13 protein-coding genes are annotated in these 15,585 nt (G+C 60.0%); 4 read left to right on the plus strand and 9 right to left on the minus strand.

Going from position 1 to position 15,585, the window contains the following annotated elements; all coding sequences use genetic code 11:
- Nucleotide 1 precedes the first annotated feature (1 nt).
- The 4 genes from QZ196_RS02660 to pdeM all read left to right on the plus strand — a co-directional run bounded on the left by QZ196_RS02660 (nucleotide 2) and on the right by pdeM (nucleotide 5,181).
- A complete protein-coding gene (locus QZ196_RS02660) occupies nucleotides 2-493 on the plus strand; it encodes a prepilin peptidase (protein WP_296423613.1) in 492 nt (163 codons plus the stop codon).
- 123 nt (nucleotides 494-616) lie between these two features.
- Nucleotides 617-1,927, plus strand: a complete 1,311-nt coding sequence (locus QZ196_RS02665) for an ATPase (RefSeq protein WP_296423615.1) — start codon at nucleotides 617-619, stop codon at nucleotides 1,925-1,927.
- 125 nt (nucleotides 1,928-2,052) lie between these two features.
- The gene (locus QZ196_RS02670) at nucleotides 2,053-4,458 is read left to right on the plus strand and encodes a ligase-associated DNA damage response DEXH box helicase (RefSeq protein WP_296423617.1); all 2,406 of its coding nucleotides are present in this window, start codon (nucleotides 2,053-2,055) and stop codon (nucleotides 4,456-4,458) included.
- A gap of 39 nt (nucleotides 4,459-4,497) precedes the next feature.
- On the plus strand, nucleotides 4,498-5,181 hold the full coding sequence (pdeM, locus tag QZ196_RS02675) for a ligase-associated DNA damage response endonuclease PdeM (protein WP_296423810.1): 684 nt from the start codon (nucleotides 4,498-4,500) through the stop codon (nucleotides 5,179-5,181).
- Here the strand turns inward: pdeM and QZ196_RS02680 are convergent.
- From QZ196_RS02680 to tolB, 9 genes are all read right to left on the minus strand, one after another.
- Nucleotides 5,135-5,869 carry a LytTR family DNA-binding domain-containing protein gene (locus QZ196_RS02680; RefSeq protein WP_296423619.1) on the minus strand — a complete coding sequence of 245 codons (735 nt, stop codon included), beginning with the start codon at nucleotides 5,867-5,869 and terminating at the stop codon, nucleotides 5,135-5,137. The genes pdeM and QZ196_RS02680 overlap by 47 nt on opposite strands.
- Nucleotides 5,870-5,947: 78 nt before the next feature.
- A complete protein-coding gene (gene folD / locus QZ196_RS02685) occupies nucleotides 5,948-6,841 on the minus strand; it encodes a bifunctional methylenetetrahydrofolate dehydrogenase/methenyltetrahydrofolate cyclohydrolase FolD (protein ID WP_296423621.1) in 894 nt (297 codons plus the stop codon).
- Nucleotides 6,842-7,031: 190 nt separating this feature from the next.
- Nucleotides 7,032-8,708: a formate--tetrahydrofolate ligase gene (locus QZ196_RS02690; protein WP_296423624.1), complete on the minus strand. Its 1,677-nt coding sequence runs from the start codon at nucleotides 8,706-8,708 to the stop codon at nucleotides 7,032-7,034.
- Between the two features lie 140 nt (nucleotides 8,709-8,848).
- Nucleotides 8,849-9,427 (minus strand): MOSC domain-containing protein, encoded by a 579-nt coding sequence (locus QZ196_RS02695; RefSeq protein ID WP_296423626.1) that lies wholly within the window; start codon nucleotides 9,425-9,427, stop codon nucleotides 8,849-8,851.
- 127 nt (nucleotides 9,428-9,554) lie between these two features.
- Nucleotides 9,555-11,468 carry an ATP-dependent zinc metalloprotease FtsH gene (gene ftsH / locus QZ196_RS02700; RefSeq protein WP_296423628.1) on the minus strand — a complete coding sequence of 638 codons (1,914 nt, stop codon included), beginning with the start codon at nucleotides 11,466-11,468 and terminating at the stop codon, nucleotides 9,555-9,557.
- 79 nt (nucleotides 11,469-11,547) lie between these two features.
- Nucleotides 11,548-12,807: a tRNA lysidine(34) synthetase TilS gene (gene tilS, locus QZ196_RS02705; protein ID WP_296423630.1), complete on the minus strand. Its 1,260-nt coding sequence runs from the start codon at nucleotides 12,805-12,807 to the stop codon at nucleotides 11,548-11,550.
- Nucleotides 12,798-13,616 (minus strand): tol-pal system protein YbgF, encoded by an 819-nt coding sequence (gene ybgF / locus QZ196_RS02710; protein ID WP_296423632.1) that lies wholly within the window; start codon nucleotides 13,614-13,616, stop codon nucleotides 12,798-12,800. Before ybgF ends, tilS begins: the two co-directional genes overlap by 10 nt.
- A gap of 19 nt (nucleotides 13,617-13,635) precedes the next feature.
- A complete protein-coding gene (pal, locus tag QZ196_RS02715; RefSeq protein ID WP_296423634.1) occupies nucleotides 13,636-14,184 on the minus strand; it encodes a peptidoglycan-associated lipoprotein Pal in 549 nt (182 codons plus the stop codon).
- Between the two features lie 75 nt (nucleotides 14,185-14,259).
- A complete protein-coding gene (tolB, locus tag QZ196_RS02720) occupies nucleotides 14,260-15,576 on the minus strand; it encodes a Tol-Pal system beta propeller repeat protein TolB (RefSeq protein WP_296423636.1) in 1,317 nt (438 codons plus the stop codon).
- Nucleotides 15,577-15,585 lie beyond the last annotated feature (9 nt).

The raw sequence follows: 15,585 nt of genomic DNA on the forward strand, positions 1-15,585 counted from the left end.
GATGGGATTGACAGCACAAGCGGCTTTCTGGTTTCTGCCTGCGGTCATTCCCATCGCCATCTACGTCTCGTGGAGCGATATGAGCGCGATGAAGATCCCCAACAAGGCGGTCTATGCGCTGGTCATCAGCTATGCCGTTTTGGGCCTGATCGCCTTGCCAGTTCAAACCTACCTTTGGCAATGGTCGCACCTGATTGTCATGCTGGTTGTCGGTATTTTACTGAATGCCGCACGCGTGATGGGCGCGGGCGATGCCAAATTCATCGCAGCTGCGGCGCCAATGTTCGCACTGTCGGACCTGCGGTTCGTCCTGATCTTGTTTGCGGCATGTCTGCTGGGTGGGTTCGCGACGCATCGACTGGCCAGATACACGCCGCTGCACAAGGCCGTGCCTGACTGGGACAGCTGGAAAACCGGCAAGCGATTTCCAATGGGGTTCCCGCTCAGCATGACATTGGTCTTCTATCTGGTTTTGGTCGCAGTCTACCGCTAGATCGTTTGATAATGCCTTGGACTGGGACATCTTTGTTCACTATTTCGCCATAATAGGCTGCAATGTATCGTTAACAACGCGAACTGTTTCGCGAATTTTTGGTGTCGATAGGGGCGGATCGAAATGAACATGCAAACCTCCGGTGTCATGGCGCCTCCGGCACCGCGCAGCCTTGAAGCCATGCAGCTTCCTCTTGCGATGATGCGCGACATCCTGATTAAGACCATGTTCCGCATGAACCTTGATCTGGTCTCCACGCTGAGCCGGGCAATATGTCTGCCGATACCCGTTACGCAGGAACTTGTCGATCTGGTGCGCAGCCAGCTTCTGGTCGAGGCGACAGGCACGCTGAATGCCAACAACGGCAACGAAATGGGCTATCAGCTTACGGATGCCGGGCGCGCGCTCGCGCTTGATGCGTTGAACCAATCTGAATATTACGGCGCCATGCCCGTGCCGCTCGCGGTTTACAGCGAACAGATCAAACGTCAGTCGATCCGCAACATCCAGATCACGCGCGATCAACTGTCCACCGCAATGGGCCACCTTGTCCTGCCCGAGGATCTGCTGTCCAACCTTGGTCCCGCCGTCAGCGCCGGTCGCTCAATCTTGATGTACGGTCCACCGGGCAACGGGAAATCGTCCATCTCGAACGGCATTCGTGACGCGCTTGGTGACAAGATTTACGTGCCGCGTTCGATCGAATATTCCGGTCAGGTCATTACCGTCTATGACCCCATCGTGCACAGCGCGGCCGAAGACGATATCGACGATCCCAACAGCCTGCGCCGGACCTTTGGCCGCTTTGACACCCGCTATGTCCGCTGTGAACGACCAACCGTGATCACCGGCGGTGAACTGTCGCTGTCGATGCTTGACCTTGTTTATAACCCCGTCGCGCGGACCTATCAGGCGCCGCTGCAGTTGAAATCGACCGGCGGCATCTTCATCGTGGACGACCTTGGCCGTCAGGCTGAACCGCCACAGACGCTGGTGAACCGCTGGATCGTGCCTTTGGAAGAAAACAAGGACACCCTTGCCCTGCAATCCGGTGAAAAATTCGAGGTGCCCTTTGACACGCTCGTGATCTTCTCGACCAACTTCCACCCCAACGCGATCTTCGACAAAGCCGCCCTGCGCCGTATTTTCTACAAGATCAAGATCGACGGGCCAAATCAGGAAGACTACCTGAAAATCTTTGCGATGGTCGCGCGCAAACGCAAAATGCCCTTGGATGAAGAAACGCTGATCCACCTGCTGAACGTGCGCTATCCCGAAATCGACAATGTCTACGCGAACTATCAGCCAATCTTTCTGATTGATCAGATGATTTCGATCTGCGAATTCGAAGGCATCCCCTACCAGATGACACCGGAACTGATGGATCGCGCATGGGCAAACATGTTCGTCAAAGAAGATGAAATTCTGCGTTGACCCTCTGCGACCATTCCCAAGAGACGGGCTCCCTGCTGTAGTGCCGGGAACCTTTTTTGTCTGGCGTGCGCTGACCGGGGCAACGCGGGCCTTGAACCTCCGGTGCAAATGTCCACCTTAGCCCCATGACCGCCCTGCCACCGATCTTTCAGACATGGTTTTCCACGCGCGGCTGGGATATCCACCCACATCAGCAGGCGATGCTTGACCGGGCCGATGCACCCGCGCTCCTGTTGATCGCGCCGACCGGCGGCGGCAAAACGCTGGCCGGTTTTTTGCCCACGCTTGCCGCGCTTGCTGATGGGCAACACCGCGGGCTGCACACGCTCTATATCTCCCCGCTCAAGGCATTGGCGGCTGACATCAAACGCAATCTACGCACGCCCGTGGACGACATGAACCTGCCGATCCGCATCGAGGACCGCACCGGCGACACATCGTATACCCAGAAACGCAGGCAACGCGCCGACCCGCCGCATATCCTGCTGACAACCCCCGAATCGCTGGCGCTGCTGACCAGCTACGAAGATGCCCCACGTATCTTCAAAGGCCTGAAACGGATCATCGTCGATGAAATCCACGCCCTTGCCGAAAGCAAACGCGGCGACCAGTTGATGCTCGCTCTTAGCCGTCTGCAAACGCTGGCACCCGACCTGCGGCGCGTCGGCCTGTCCGCTACGGTCGAAGACCCGGCAGCCATCGCCCGCACGCTCGCCCGACACCCCGATCCCTGCGAAATTATCAACGCGGATCCCGGTCCGGCCCCTGACATCGCCATGCTCACGACGGACGCACGCCCACCTTGGACCGGCGGCGGTGCAAAATACGCCATTCCCGCCGTGCTGGAACAGGTACGCCAACACAAAACGACGCTGATTTTCCACAATACACGCGCACAGGCAGAAATCTTTTTCCACAATCTTTGGCTGGCCAATACCGACGATCTGCCGATTGGCATCCACCACGGCTCACTCGCCCGTGAACAGCGTGAAAGGGTCGAGGCGGCGATGGTCGCCGGCCACCTGCGCGCCATCGTTTGCACCGGCTCGCTGGACCTTGGCATCGACTGGGGCGATGTCGATCTGGTGATCCAGATCGGCGCGCCCAAGAACGTCAAACGGCTGGTCCAGCGGATCGGTCGCGCCAATCACCGCTATAATGCACCTTCCAAGGCCCTGTTGGTCCCCGCCAACCGTTTCGAGGTCGTCGAATGCGTCGCAGCCTTGGAGGCCGTCAAAGCCCATGACCTTGACGGCGACCCACAGGGGCCCGGCCCCCGCGACGTGCTGTGCCAGCACATCCTGATAACCGCCTGCGCCGGCCCTTTCGACGCCAACGACCTGTTCAACGAAGTCACGGCCGTGGGTGCCTATAGCGCCCTGACCCGCGCCGCCTTTGATGATTGTCTGGATTTTTGCGCCACCGGCGGCTACGCCCTGCGCGCCTATGACAAATGGAAACGACTTCTGCAAACGGCGGATGGCAAGTGGCAACTGCGCGACCCGCGCGCGGCCCAACGCATCAGGATGAATATAGGCACCATTCAGGATACCGACACGCTCAAGGTCCGGTTGAAGGGCGGGTTCAAGCCGCTGGGCGAGGTCGAGGAATCATTTGCAGCGACCCTGACCCAAGGCGACACTTTTTTGATCGGCGGTCAGGTCGTGTGCTATGAACGCCTGCGCGAAATGACGGTTGAGGTAACGCGCCGTGCTGACAAAACGCCCAGGATCGCCACCTTCATGGGCACGAAATTTGCCAATTCGACACAGCTATCCCAGCGTATCCTGCGGATGCTGCAGCAAGACAGCTGGCCCGAACTGCCCGCGCACACCGCCGATTGGCTGGGCCTGCAACGGCAATTTTCCAAACTGCCCCAAGCCGACCGCATCCTTGTCGAAAGCTTCCCCCATGAGGGGCGCCACCACATCTGCGTCTATGGGTTTGCCGGGCGCAACGCGATGCAGACCCTCGGGATGCTGCTGACCCAGCGCATGGAGGAAATGAACCTGCACCCGCTGGGCTTTGTTGCCACCGATTACGCCACGCTCATCTGGGGCCTTGATCCGGTCACCGACCCCGCCCCGCTGTTTCGCGCCCCGGACCTGCGCGCCGGGTTCACGCAGTGGCTTTCGGGCAATGCGGTGATGAAACGCACGTTTCGCGGGGCCGCCACCATCGCGGGGCTGATCGAACGCAACCTGCCCCAAGCGCGCAAAACCGGGCGGCAGGCGGCTTTTTCCTCTGACATCTTGTATGACACGCTGGCGAAATACGACCCCGACCATCTGATGCTGCAAATCACCCGCGAAGAGGCGATGCGCGGTCTTGTCGACTTTGGCCGGATCGAGGAAATGCTTGCCCGGTCTGCGGGCCGCGTTGATCATATGATCCTTGACCGGGTGACCCCCCTCGCCGCGCCGCTGTTTCTAGAGGTGGGGCGCGTGGCGCTGGCCGGTGCGGCGCAGGACAGATTGCTGGAAGAAGCTGCATTGCAGTTGATGACGGCGGCGGGTGTCAGCGCCCTTTGACGCTTGATCAATCGCGCGCAGTCGATCAAGAACCCAACCATGGATAGCCACAGCTTTACCTTCTGCGCAACCCGCTGCGTCGCACGCCCCTCAGGCGCGCTGCACCTGCCGGACCACGATACACTTTGTGTCTCGGACCTGCATTTGGGAAAATCCGACCGGATCGCACGGCGCAGCGGTGTCATGCTACCGCCCTATGAAATCCACGAAACGCTGGAAAAGCTCGAAACCGATATCCACGCCACGGCCCCCCAAACGCTGATCTGCCTTGGCGACAGCTTTGATGACCCCGACGCAGCGCACAGCCTGCCCGATGACATGCGCCTCTGGCTGACCAAACTTCAGGCGGGCCGCAAATGGATTTGGATAGAAGGCAACCACGACCCCGGCCCGATGGACATTGGCGGCACACACCTTGCCCATATCGCCATCGGCACCCTGACGTTCCGACACATCGCCACAGATACCCCCGCCGAGGTGTCGGGCCATTACCACCCCAAACACCGCGTTGCCGGGCGCAGCAGGCCCGCATTTCTATACGATCAATCGCGGATGGTTTTGCCCGCTTATGGGGCCTACACCGGCGGTCTGTCCAGCGATGCGCCAGACCTGCGGCGGCTTTTTGGTCCGCACCCGATCGCCGTACTGACCGGCAAAAAAGCCGTCGCGGTTCCGATTACAGAAAACCCGCCGCCTCCACGTGTTCGCGGTAGGTCTTCGTAACCGGCACCTTCGCACCACCGTGCAACAGCAGATAGTCGCGATTATCCTCGCGCACGGCCCCCACTACATGCGCCGCAGCGACCCAATGTGACCGGTGCGTGTAAAACCCCGGCGTGGCGTCCATCTCGCTCACCGCATCAGCAAGACGCATCAAAATGCGGTGCCTCACGCCATCATCCATGTGTACTTCAACATAATGATCATTCACCGTGAGCCGCACAATCGACCCGGCGGTTTCCTGCGGCAGCCGCGCATACAACCGCCCTCGCCCCCCCGCATCGTCACCGACCATGAAATACGTCAAGAACCCTATCGCCGCCGTGACGCCCAGCACGTTCACCGCAACAAAGAAAAAGCCCGCAATACTGCGATATTCATCCGTAAACAGCCCGTTTTGCAGCCAGACAACCGGCGCAAACATGACGGTAAAAACCGCAACCATCAGCATCTGCCATCGCAGCGGTGATGCCTGCGCAAACAACCGATCCACAATCAGCTGCGACAGGCTTACAAAGATATGCGCACTGACCATCATCGCGGCCCAATAGACCAACCTGACGTCAAGCGGCATCGTCTCAAACGTCCCGAATGGGCCGATCAGCGCCAAGATAACGGATACGCCAAGCAGAAACACCCAGATCGGCCGCGCGAAAAAAGACGACACCGCACTAAGGATGAATCTATTCATGACGTATATGTGCCTGCGAAATACAATTCAGGAAAGTCTTGAGACTGAAACAGTATTTCAAATAACACGATATTGTTGCTAAACCGTCAACCCTTCCGGTTCGGGCAGTCCATTCGCGCGACAGCACGCGGTTACCGTATTAGCCAGCAGGCAGGCGATTGTCATCGGCCCGACCCCACCGGGGACTGGCGTGATCGCCCCGGCGACGGCGGCGCAGCTTTCATATTCGACATCGCCCACCAACCGGGTGCCGCCATCAGGCTTTTCGATGCGGTTGATACCCACATCAATCACCGTCGCACCCGGCTTGATCCAGTCACCGGTGACCATTTGCGGGCGCCCCACCGCCGCCACCACGATATCCGCCCTACCGACGACACCGGGCAGGTCTTTCGTCCGGCTATGCGCGATGGTCACCGTACAGCTATCCCCCAACAGCAACTGCGCCATCGGCTTGCCCACGATATTACTGCGACCAATCACAACCGCATTCATCCCCGAAAGGTTGCCATGATGCTCGCGCAACATCATCAAACAGCCCAGCGGCGTACACGGCACCATGCTTTTCTGGCCGGTCCCCAACAGACCCACGTTCGAGATATGAAAGCCATCCACATCCTTGACCGGATCAATACTGTTGATCACCAAATCACTGTCCAGATGCGCGGGCAGCGGCAATTGCACCAAAATACCGTGGATCGCCGGATCGCTGTTCAGCTGATCAATCAGCGCCAGAAGCTCCGCCTCGGACGTGTCAACGGCCAGCCGATGCTCGACCGAGGCCATGCCAACCTCGACCGTCATTTTCCCCTTTGAGCGGACATAAACCTGACTTGCCGGGTCTTCACCGACCAGAACAACCGCAAGGCCGGGCGTGATCCCATGATCCGCCTTCAGCCGCGCCACGTGATCCGCCACCTTTGCGCGTACCTTTGCCGCGAATACCTTGCCGTCAATTACCTGCGCCGTCATATCGCACCTCTAATTTCTGTTCACCATCTGCCGCCCCGACGGGCCAGCAGCACGACACGATGACATGCATCAATGCCCGGCCCAAAGGCCGCCATCGGGGCCAACATGCCAGCGCGCCGCCAAATTTACCCGGGGGGGTGTGGGGACAGCGTGTTCATGCCCCCAACCCCGTATCTTTGCAAGCAGTCGCCTAGAACAACCCTTCAATCTGGCCGTCCGCATTCAACATGATCTGTTCCGCCGATGGGACACGCGGTAGACCCGGCATTGTCATGATCTCTCCGCAAATCACGACGATGAACCCCGCACCGGCGCTCAGCCGGACTTCGCGGACCGGAACCGAATGCCCGACCGGCGCGCCGCGCAGGTTCGGATCGGTCGAAAAACTATACTGCGTCTTGGCCATACAGACCGGCAGATGACCATAGCCCTGCTCTTCCCACTGCCTGAGCTGATCGCGGATCTTGGTATCGGCAATCACCTCATCCGCGCGGTAGATCCGCTTGGCAATCGTGTCGATCTTGTCAAACAGGCTCATCTCATCGGGATAGATCGGTGCAAAATTCGCCTCGCCTGCGTCTGCAATCTCGGCCACGCGGGTCGCCAACGCCGTGATACCTTCGGACCCAAGCGCCCAATGCTTGCACAATATCGCCTCGGACCCTTGCGTTGCTACATATGCCTGCACCGCAGCCACCTCGGCCTCGGTATCCGTGACAAAATGGTTGATCGCCACGACGACGGGCACACCAAACGACTTCACGTTCTCGATGTGGCGCCCAAGGTTGGCGCAACCGGCATTCACTGCGTCAACATTTTCCGTGCCCAAATCCACCTTAGCGACGCCACCGTTCATCTTCATGGCGCGCACCGTGGCCACCAACACCACACAAGACGGCGCAATGCCTGCCTTGCGGCATTTGATGTTCATGAACTTCTCGGCGCCCAGATCGGCCCCAAAACCGGCCTCTGTCACCACATAATCCGCCAGCTTCAGCGCGGTCGTCGTCGCCGTCACCGAATTGCAGCCATGCGCGATATTCGCGAACGGACCACCATGGACGAATGCGGGGTTGTTTTCCAGCGTCTGCACGAGGTTGGGCTGCATCGCATCCTTCAGCAGTACGGTCATCGCGCCATCTGCCTTCAGATCGCGGCAATAAACCGGGGTGCGATCCCGGCGATACGCAACGATAATATCGCCCAGTCGCGTTTGCAGGTCGCCCAGATTGCGCGCCAAACACAAGATCGCCATCACCTCAGAGGCGACCGTGATGTCAAATCCCGTTTCGCGCGGGAACCCATTCGCCACACCGCCAAGCGATGACGTGATCTGCCGCAACGCCCGATCATTCATATCCAGCACACGGCGCCACACGACACGGCGAATGTCGATGTCCAGTTCGTTGCCCCAATAAATATGGTTATCAATCATCGCAGACAGCAGGTTGTGCGCCGATGTGATGGCGTGAAAGTCCCCGGTAAAATGCAGGTTCATGTCCTCCATCGGCACCACTTGGGCATAGCCGCCGCCCGCAGCGCCGCCCTTCATCCCAAAGCACGGGCCAAGCGACGCCTCTCGAATACAAATCGCCGCCTTCTTGCCAATCGCATTCAGCCCGTCACCCAGACCAACGGTCGTGGTCGTCTTACCCTCGCCCGCAGGTGTCGGATTGATCGCCGTGACCAGGATAAGCTTGCCATCGGCACGGTCCTGCACGCTGTCGATAAACCGCTGGCTGACCTTCGCCTTGTCGTGCCCATAAGGCACCAGATCGTCGCTTTCGATACCCAGTATCGCGCCGATCTCCTGGATGGGGCGTTTTTGCGCGGCGCGCGCGATCGCGATATCTGACTTATATTCCATGAAAGACTTCCCTAGTGGCGGCATCTGCCATTCTTGTTCACTTCGCTTCTAGCCGTGCGGCAGGACGACGCGCACGGCGATTACGACATAATTACCCCCGGAATCGGCGGGAACTGCATCACATGTGTCGGATGGGAAACCTATGGCCGCCATGCGCGTTGGTCGGGCACATGCAGCCGCACCGCATCACCAATGCGCAGCACCCCCGCGCGCTCGACCCACGCCGTGACACCGCGCTTGCCCTTCGCGGCCGCTTTGAACGCATCTCCAGCGCCGGGGTGGTCGGCATTGATGACCCTTGCAGGCAAATGGCAGGGCCGGTTTTCCATATCAATGACAAGCGTGGCACCATCGGGCGTCTGCAATCGGGACGACGGCGGCAGATGCGTGAAATCGGGGATGCCCCTGATGACCAGTGACGCGCCCGCCAGTGCCGGGTCGAACGCCTCTAACCCGCAAGTGGTGGCGATCTCTGCCAACTCCTCGGCGGACATGACGCACAGTTGGCGCACATTGCGGATCTCCGTCCCCTTGCGATGCTGGCTTACCACGCGCGAACATGATGCACGGGTCAGCCCGCCATGGGCCTCGCCGGGAATGCCCGCATAGGTCAGCGCGGCCTCGGTCATCGAGTCAGAGCGCAGCGAAGCCCCCCGATCCGCGACCGAACCAATCCAGACGATTTCCCCGATGATGTCGGTAGGCTTCAACGCAGGCATGGCAATCCCTCGTGTCTGTGGCTTTTCCCGATGGCTACCCCATCCGACGGCCCGCAATCAATTCAGTAATCACAAGACGTCGCCCAAAAGAAAAACGCCGCCCCGATCAGGGCGGCGTTTTCTGGTTTCAGACCGAAGGTTCCGGCTCCATCCCGCCATCAGGCGCACGGGGCTTTTTCGGTTTGGTCTTCGGGATCGCGGTAACCGATGATCCACCAGAGGGCGGCGCATCGTTCGCATCATCCGACAGATGCGGCGGTTCACCCGCCATCACGCGTTTGATCTCATCGCCGGTCAGGGTTTCATACTCAAGCAAACCCTGCGCCAAACGCTCAAACTCGTCGTTCTTCTCGGTGATGATCTTAAAGGCCAGATCATAACCGTCCTGGATAAATCCGCGCACCTCTTCCTCGATCGTCTCTTTGGTGTTGGCAGACACGGACAGACCGGCGGTGTTGCCCTGATACCCTTCGTGGGCCTCGGCATAGTCGATATTGCCGACCTTGTCCGACATACCCCAGCGCAGGACCATCGCACGCGCCAACTGGCTAGCCTGCTGAATGTCACCTGCCGGGCCGTTGCTGACCTGATCGGCACCGTATTTGATGATCTCGGCGGCCTTACCGGCCATCGTCATCGCCAAACGCTGATGGCATTCGTCCTTGAACATGTTCAAACGATCCATCTCCGGCAGGCTCATCACCATGCCCAATGCGCCGCCGCGCGGAATGATCGTCGCCTTGTAAACCGGGTCACACTTCGGCAGGGAAATCCCCACAATCGCGTGGCCAGCCTCGTGATAGGCGGTCATTTCCTTCTGCTCGGCTGTCATCACCATCGACCGCCGCTCGGGACCCATCATGACCTTGTCCTTGGCGGATTCAAAATCAATCATCGTGACAAAGCGTCGCCCGACGCGGGCTGCCATCAACGCGGCCTCGTTAACAAGGTTCGCCAAATCCGCACCCGAAAAACCCGGAGAGCCGCGTGCGATGATCCGCAGATCGACATCGGGACCCAGCGGGATTTTACGCGCATGCACGCCCAAAATCTTTTCACGCCCTTTGATATCGGGGTTCGGCACGGTGATCTGACGGTCGAACCGGCCCGGACGCAACAGCGCGGGGTCCAGCACATCCCGACGGTTGGTTGCCGCCACGATGATCACGCCCTCATTGGCCTCAAAACCGTCCATCTCGACCAAAAGCTGGTTCAGCGTCTGTTCACGCTCGTCATTGCCGCCGCCGATACCCACACCGCGCGAACGGCCCACCGCGTCGATTTCGTCGATAAACACGATGCATGGGGCGTTCTTCTTGGCCTGCTCGAACATGTCGCGCACACGCGATGCACCGACACCCACGAACATTTCCACAAAATCGGACCCCGAAATCGTAAAGAACGGCACACCGGCCTCGCCTGCAATCGCACGCGCCAGCAGCGTTTTACCCGTGCCCGGGGGACCGACAAGCAGCGCACCTTTCGGAATTTTACCGCCAAGCCGCGAGAATTTCTGCGGATTGCGCAGGAACTCGACGATCTCTTCCAGCTCTTCCTTGGCCTCGTCGATACCGGCCACGTCATCAAACGTCACGCGACCCTGCTTTTCGGTCAAAAGCTTCGCGCGCGATTTGCCAAAGCCCATCGCACCGCCTTTGCCGCCGCCCTGCATCCGGTTCATGAAATAAATCCATACCCCGATCAAAAGAAGGAACGGAAGAATGCTCAGAATGAATGACTGGAACACCGACTGTTCTTGGCTGCGCGCCTCAACAGGGACGTTTCGATCAATCAAAAGATTTGTGATTTCAGCATCTTGCGGCTTGATCGTGGAATAGCTGCGGCCACCCTCGGCATAGCGGACCCGCTCACCGTCAATGACGACATCCGTGACCAGGCCATCCTCGACGGCCTGCACAAACTCGGAATAGCTTTTGGTGTCTGTGGCGGTTGTACCGGGTGGGTTGCTGAACAGGTTGAAAAGCGCCAGCACCATAAGGAACAAGACGACCCAGAATACGACGTTACGCGCGTTGCCCAAGGGGGGGGACTCCTTTAGTTCGGGAATTGGAGCGACAGAGTCGCGCCATAAACATTTCCTCTAAAATAGAGGCAAAACCTTAATCTTCAATGCCAAACGCCGCAGAATGAAAATCCGCGACAATCCGCGCGGTCCAGCCATTGCCAAAACCCGCGATTGGCGCCGCGATCAGCGCATCGCCCTGCCAAACCGCAGGCGTCGCCACAAGCGCAACGCGCTGCATCCCCGCTGCGCGCCAGTCCGGGCACTGCCCCACACCATCGCCAAGCGCCGCAATCCGAAGGTCAGGCGCCAGCGGACCACCGATCACCCACCGGCGATCCCACCTGATGCCATCCGCGTCCGGCAGATCGGCGCTGCGCACAATCCGGGCCTGCGTCGCTGCCGCCTCGCGGGTCACCCGCAGCGTGCCGTCCTTTTGCGGCAGCAGGACGCAGCCCGCCAGCGTCACCGCATGTCCCGCGCAGGCGCGCGCCACACTGTCCAACATCGGCGCGAACCGGGGGCGATAGGCATTGCCGCCAACCCACGACAGCGCCGCCGCCATCACCCGGCGCGGCACATCCGCGCCCTCGAGGTCAAGCGCGACAGGGTCAAAAACCAAATCGCCAACGTCCTGATGCACATGGCGTTCCGCAAATTCCCGCGCTGCAATTTGCAGCGACTTACGCGCGGCGCGCATGTGGTCTGCGGTCTGCAACAGCCGCTTGCGGGTCAACCCAAGGTCCTGCAAATGGCCCAGCATCTGTCGGGCGCGAACGCGGTCATACCGGGTGTCGTCGTTGCTGGGGTCGTCGCACCACCCAATCCCGTTGGCCGCCAGCCAATCGCGCAAATCCTGCCGCGAGATATCCAACAACGGCCGCAGGACCCGCATGCCGTCGCGGGGCGCATCACGCGACATGGCCGCCAACCCATCCACACCCGACCCCCGCGCCAGTCGCATCAAGATCGTTTCGACCTGATCGTCTTCGGTATGGCCCAGAAAAACCGCGCCCACATGCGCGTGCTGCGCCCATGCAACCATCGCGCGCCAGCGGCCAACCCGTGCAGCCGCCTGCAAATTGCCGGTGCCATCCCAGTGCCAGCGCAAGACACAATGCGGCAAACCCAGCGCATCGGCCTGCGCCGCGACCACTGCGATTTCATCCGCAGCCTCCGGGCGCAGACCATGATCCACCGTGACAACATGCAGGCGAGATCGGTCACACACCCGCGCGGCAAGCTGCATCATCGCAATCGAATCGCCCCCGCCGGATACGGCAAGGCCAATTTTTGCAACGTCACATTGATCGACTGCCGCGCGAAAACGGGCGCTGATATCGGTGTCTACTGACATCCCAGCTTTTGCATTTCCAGCTGCGCATCAAACACCGTCGGATTGCCGGGGAAACGCACGTCAACCTCGGCCAGCGTCAGACACGCATCCTGCGTCTGGCCAATCGCGCCCAGCGACGCACCCAGCTTGAACAAAGCATCGGGAGCCTTTATCCCGGTCGGCTCACTGGAAAACGCCGCCAGATACGCCCGCGCGGCCTCGGTCATTTCGCCCAGACCTTCCAGCGCTTCACCGCGCAAATAGTCGGACTGCGCCGCTAGCGGGCTACCGGGATAGGTCGCGGCAAAGGTCGCAAGCTGGTCAGCGGCGCCGCGAAAGTCACCCGAAGCGAGCGCCGCCTGCGCCCGCTCAAAATCACTTTGTTCACCAATCGCCAGCGCCGGACCGCCCGTCGCAGGCGGCGGATTGGCCGACGGGACATCGGCGCCGTTATCAACACCGCCCAGTGACGGTGTGTCACCCAGATTGGCGATATCGCAATTTGCTTCCAGCTCGCACAGGCGGAACTCAAGATCGCCAATGCGGTTGGTGCCATCCACGGTGATCCGGTTCACCCGGAACTCCAGTTGTTCGGTCTTGGATGTCAGGCGCTGCAACTCGGCCTCAATCGCGTTCAAACGATCAAGCGGCGTACTGCCCACGACACCCGCATTCAAACCACCCGTCGTCGACAATTCACGCCGCAGGCGCTGCACATCCACATACAGAACCGTCAGCTGTTGACGGATATCGGCCAGCGTTTCTTCTTGCGCCAGCGCCGGCAACGGCGCCAGCGCCAAGGCGCAGATAACGGCAATGCGATACAACATGATGGTCCTTCCCGGTAATTTAGCTGAGCCGTGCAAACGACAGAACGGTCACAGCGCGCCGGTTCTTGGCATAGCACGCCTCTTGGGAACACACCTCGATCGGGCGCTCCTTGCCATAGCTGGTCACTTCCAGACGGGCCGACGGGACCCCGCGCGACACCAGATATTCACGCACCGCATTGGCCCGGCGAAAGCCAAGCGCAAGGTTGTATTCGCGGGTGCCCTGCTCATCGGCATGGCCTTCGATGATCGCACGGTAGTCGGCATTGGTCAGCAACCACTGGGCCTGTCCGTCCAGAATGCTCTTGCCTTGGTCCGTCAAGGTGGAGGTATCGACCGCAAACAGCACCCGATCGCCGATTGCCTGATTAAAGAACTCCGGGCTTGCCGGATCGCTGGCCGATCCCAGCATCCCGGCACCCGCATTTGCGCCGGCGCCAGCACCCACGCCGCCATCCGCACCACCACCACCACCACCACCACCACCACCACCAAAACGGTCGGGATTTGTACAGGCCGCCATGGCCAGCACCAAAAGGATCGCAGTCGCTTTTGTCATCAATTTCATCGGTTCATTCCTGTTTTTATCTGCTCGTTTTTTCCAACATAGCATGGCTTTGCCCGTTGGGGAATTATACATCTGTTACTGCTGCAACGGGCCCCATGACGGATCGGACGCCCCGCTCTGCACGGGCACCGCCTTCAGGTTCCGCCCCGAAATATCGACCGAATACAGCGAAGACGTGCCGCCTGCCCCTTGGGTTTCACGGCTAAACATGATCACGCGGCCATTGGGTGCCCACGTCGGGCCTTCATCCAGAAACGACGACGTCAGCAACCGCTCTTCGGAACCGTCGGTGCGCATCACGCCAATATGGAACCGGCCCGCATTTTGCTTGGTAAACGCAACAAGATCCCCTCGAGGCGACCAGACCGGCGTGCCATAGCGCCCCTCACCAAACGAAATCCGGCGCGCCTCGCCGCCATTTGCGGACATGATATATAACTGCTGCGTGCCCGACCGGTCGCTCTCAAACACAATCTGATCACCGTTTGGCGACAGGCTGGGCGCGGTTTCAATTGACGGCGCCGAGGTCAGGCGCACATGTTGCCCGGTCCCCAGATCGGTGCGGTAAATGTCGGTGTTGCCACCATTTGACAGACTGTAAATCACCTGCCGTCCGTCACGTGAAAACCGGGGGCTGAATGCCATCTCGCCCTGTGCGGTCGGTAACTGCTGCTGCCCGACATTCGCGACGTCCAGCACATTGATCCGGGGGAAACCGCTTTCAAAGCTGGTGTAAAGCACACGGTCGCCATTGGGCGAAAACCGGGGCGCCAGCACAATGGCACTGCTGTCGGTCAGAAACTGCAGGTTCGCGCCATCATAATCCATGATCGCAAGGCGCTTTTGGCGGTTGTCCTTGGGTCCCGCTTCGGACACCAGCACGATGCGGCTGTCAAAATAGCCACCCTCACCGGTGATCCGGCTGTAAACCGCGTCGGCCACTTTATGGCCCATCCGTCGCCAGCCTTGCGTCGTACCTGCAAACTGCAACCCACCGCCCAATTCGGCCCCCGAGAACACATCATACAGGCGGAACTTGACCACCAGCTGGCTGCCGGTGACCGTCACCGCGCCCGTAATCAACGCCTGCGCATTGATCGCGCGCCAATCGGCATAGGCAATCGGCTGCGCAAATGAACTGACCTGCGAAATAAACGCGGTCGCCGGCACTTCGCGAAACAACCCCGTCCCCGCCAAATCCTGCACGACAAGCCGCGATATATCCGCCGCCGCCTGCTGCGCCTCAAGGCTTTCGGCCTGAAAACTGGGCAAGGCAAACGGGATCGGCTCGATCACGCCGTCCGTAATGGTCAGCCGCAACGGACCGCCCTGCGCCAGAACCGGCCCGGCCAACATCAAGGCCACCAACAGTGTCAGAAATCGTTTCATCATTTTCGCCCC

Source organism: Yoonia sp. (assembly GCF_017854565.1).
Lineage (GTDB): Bacteria > Pseudomonadota > Alphaproteobacteria > Rhodobacterales > Rhodobacteraceae > Yoonia.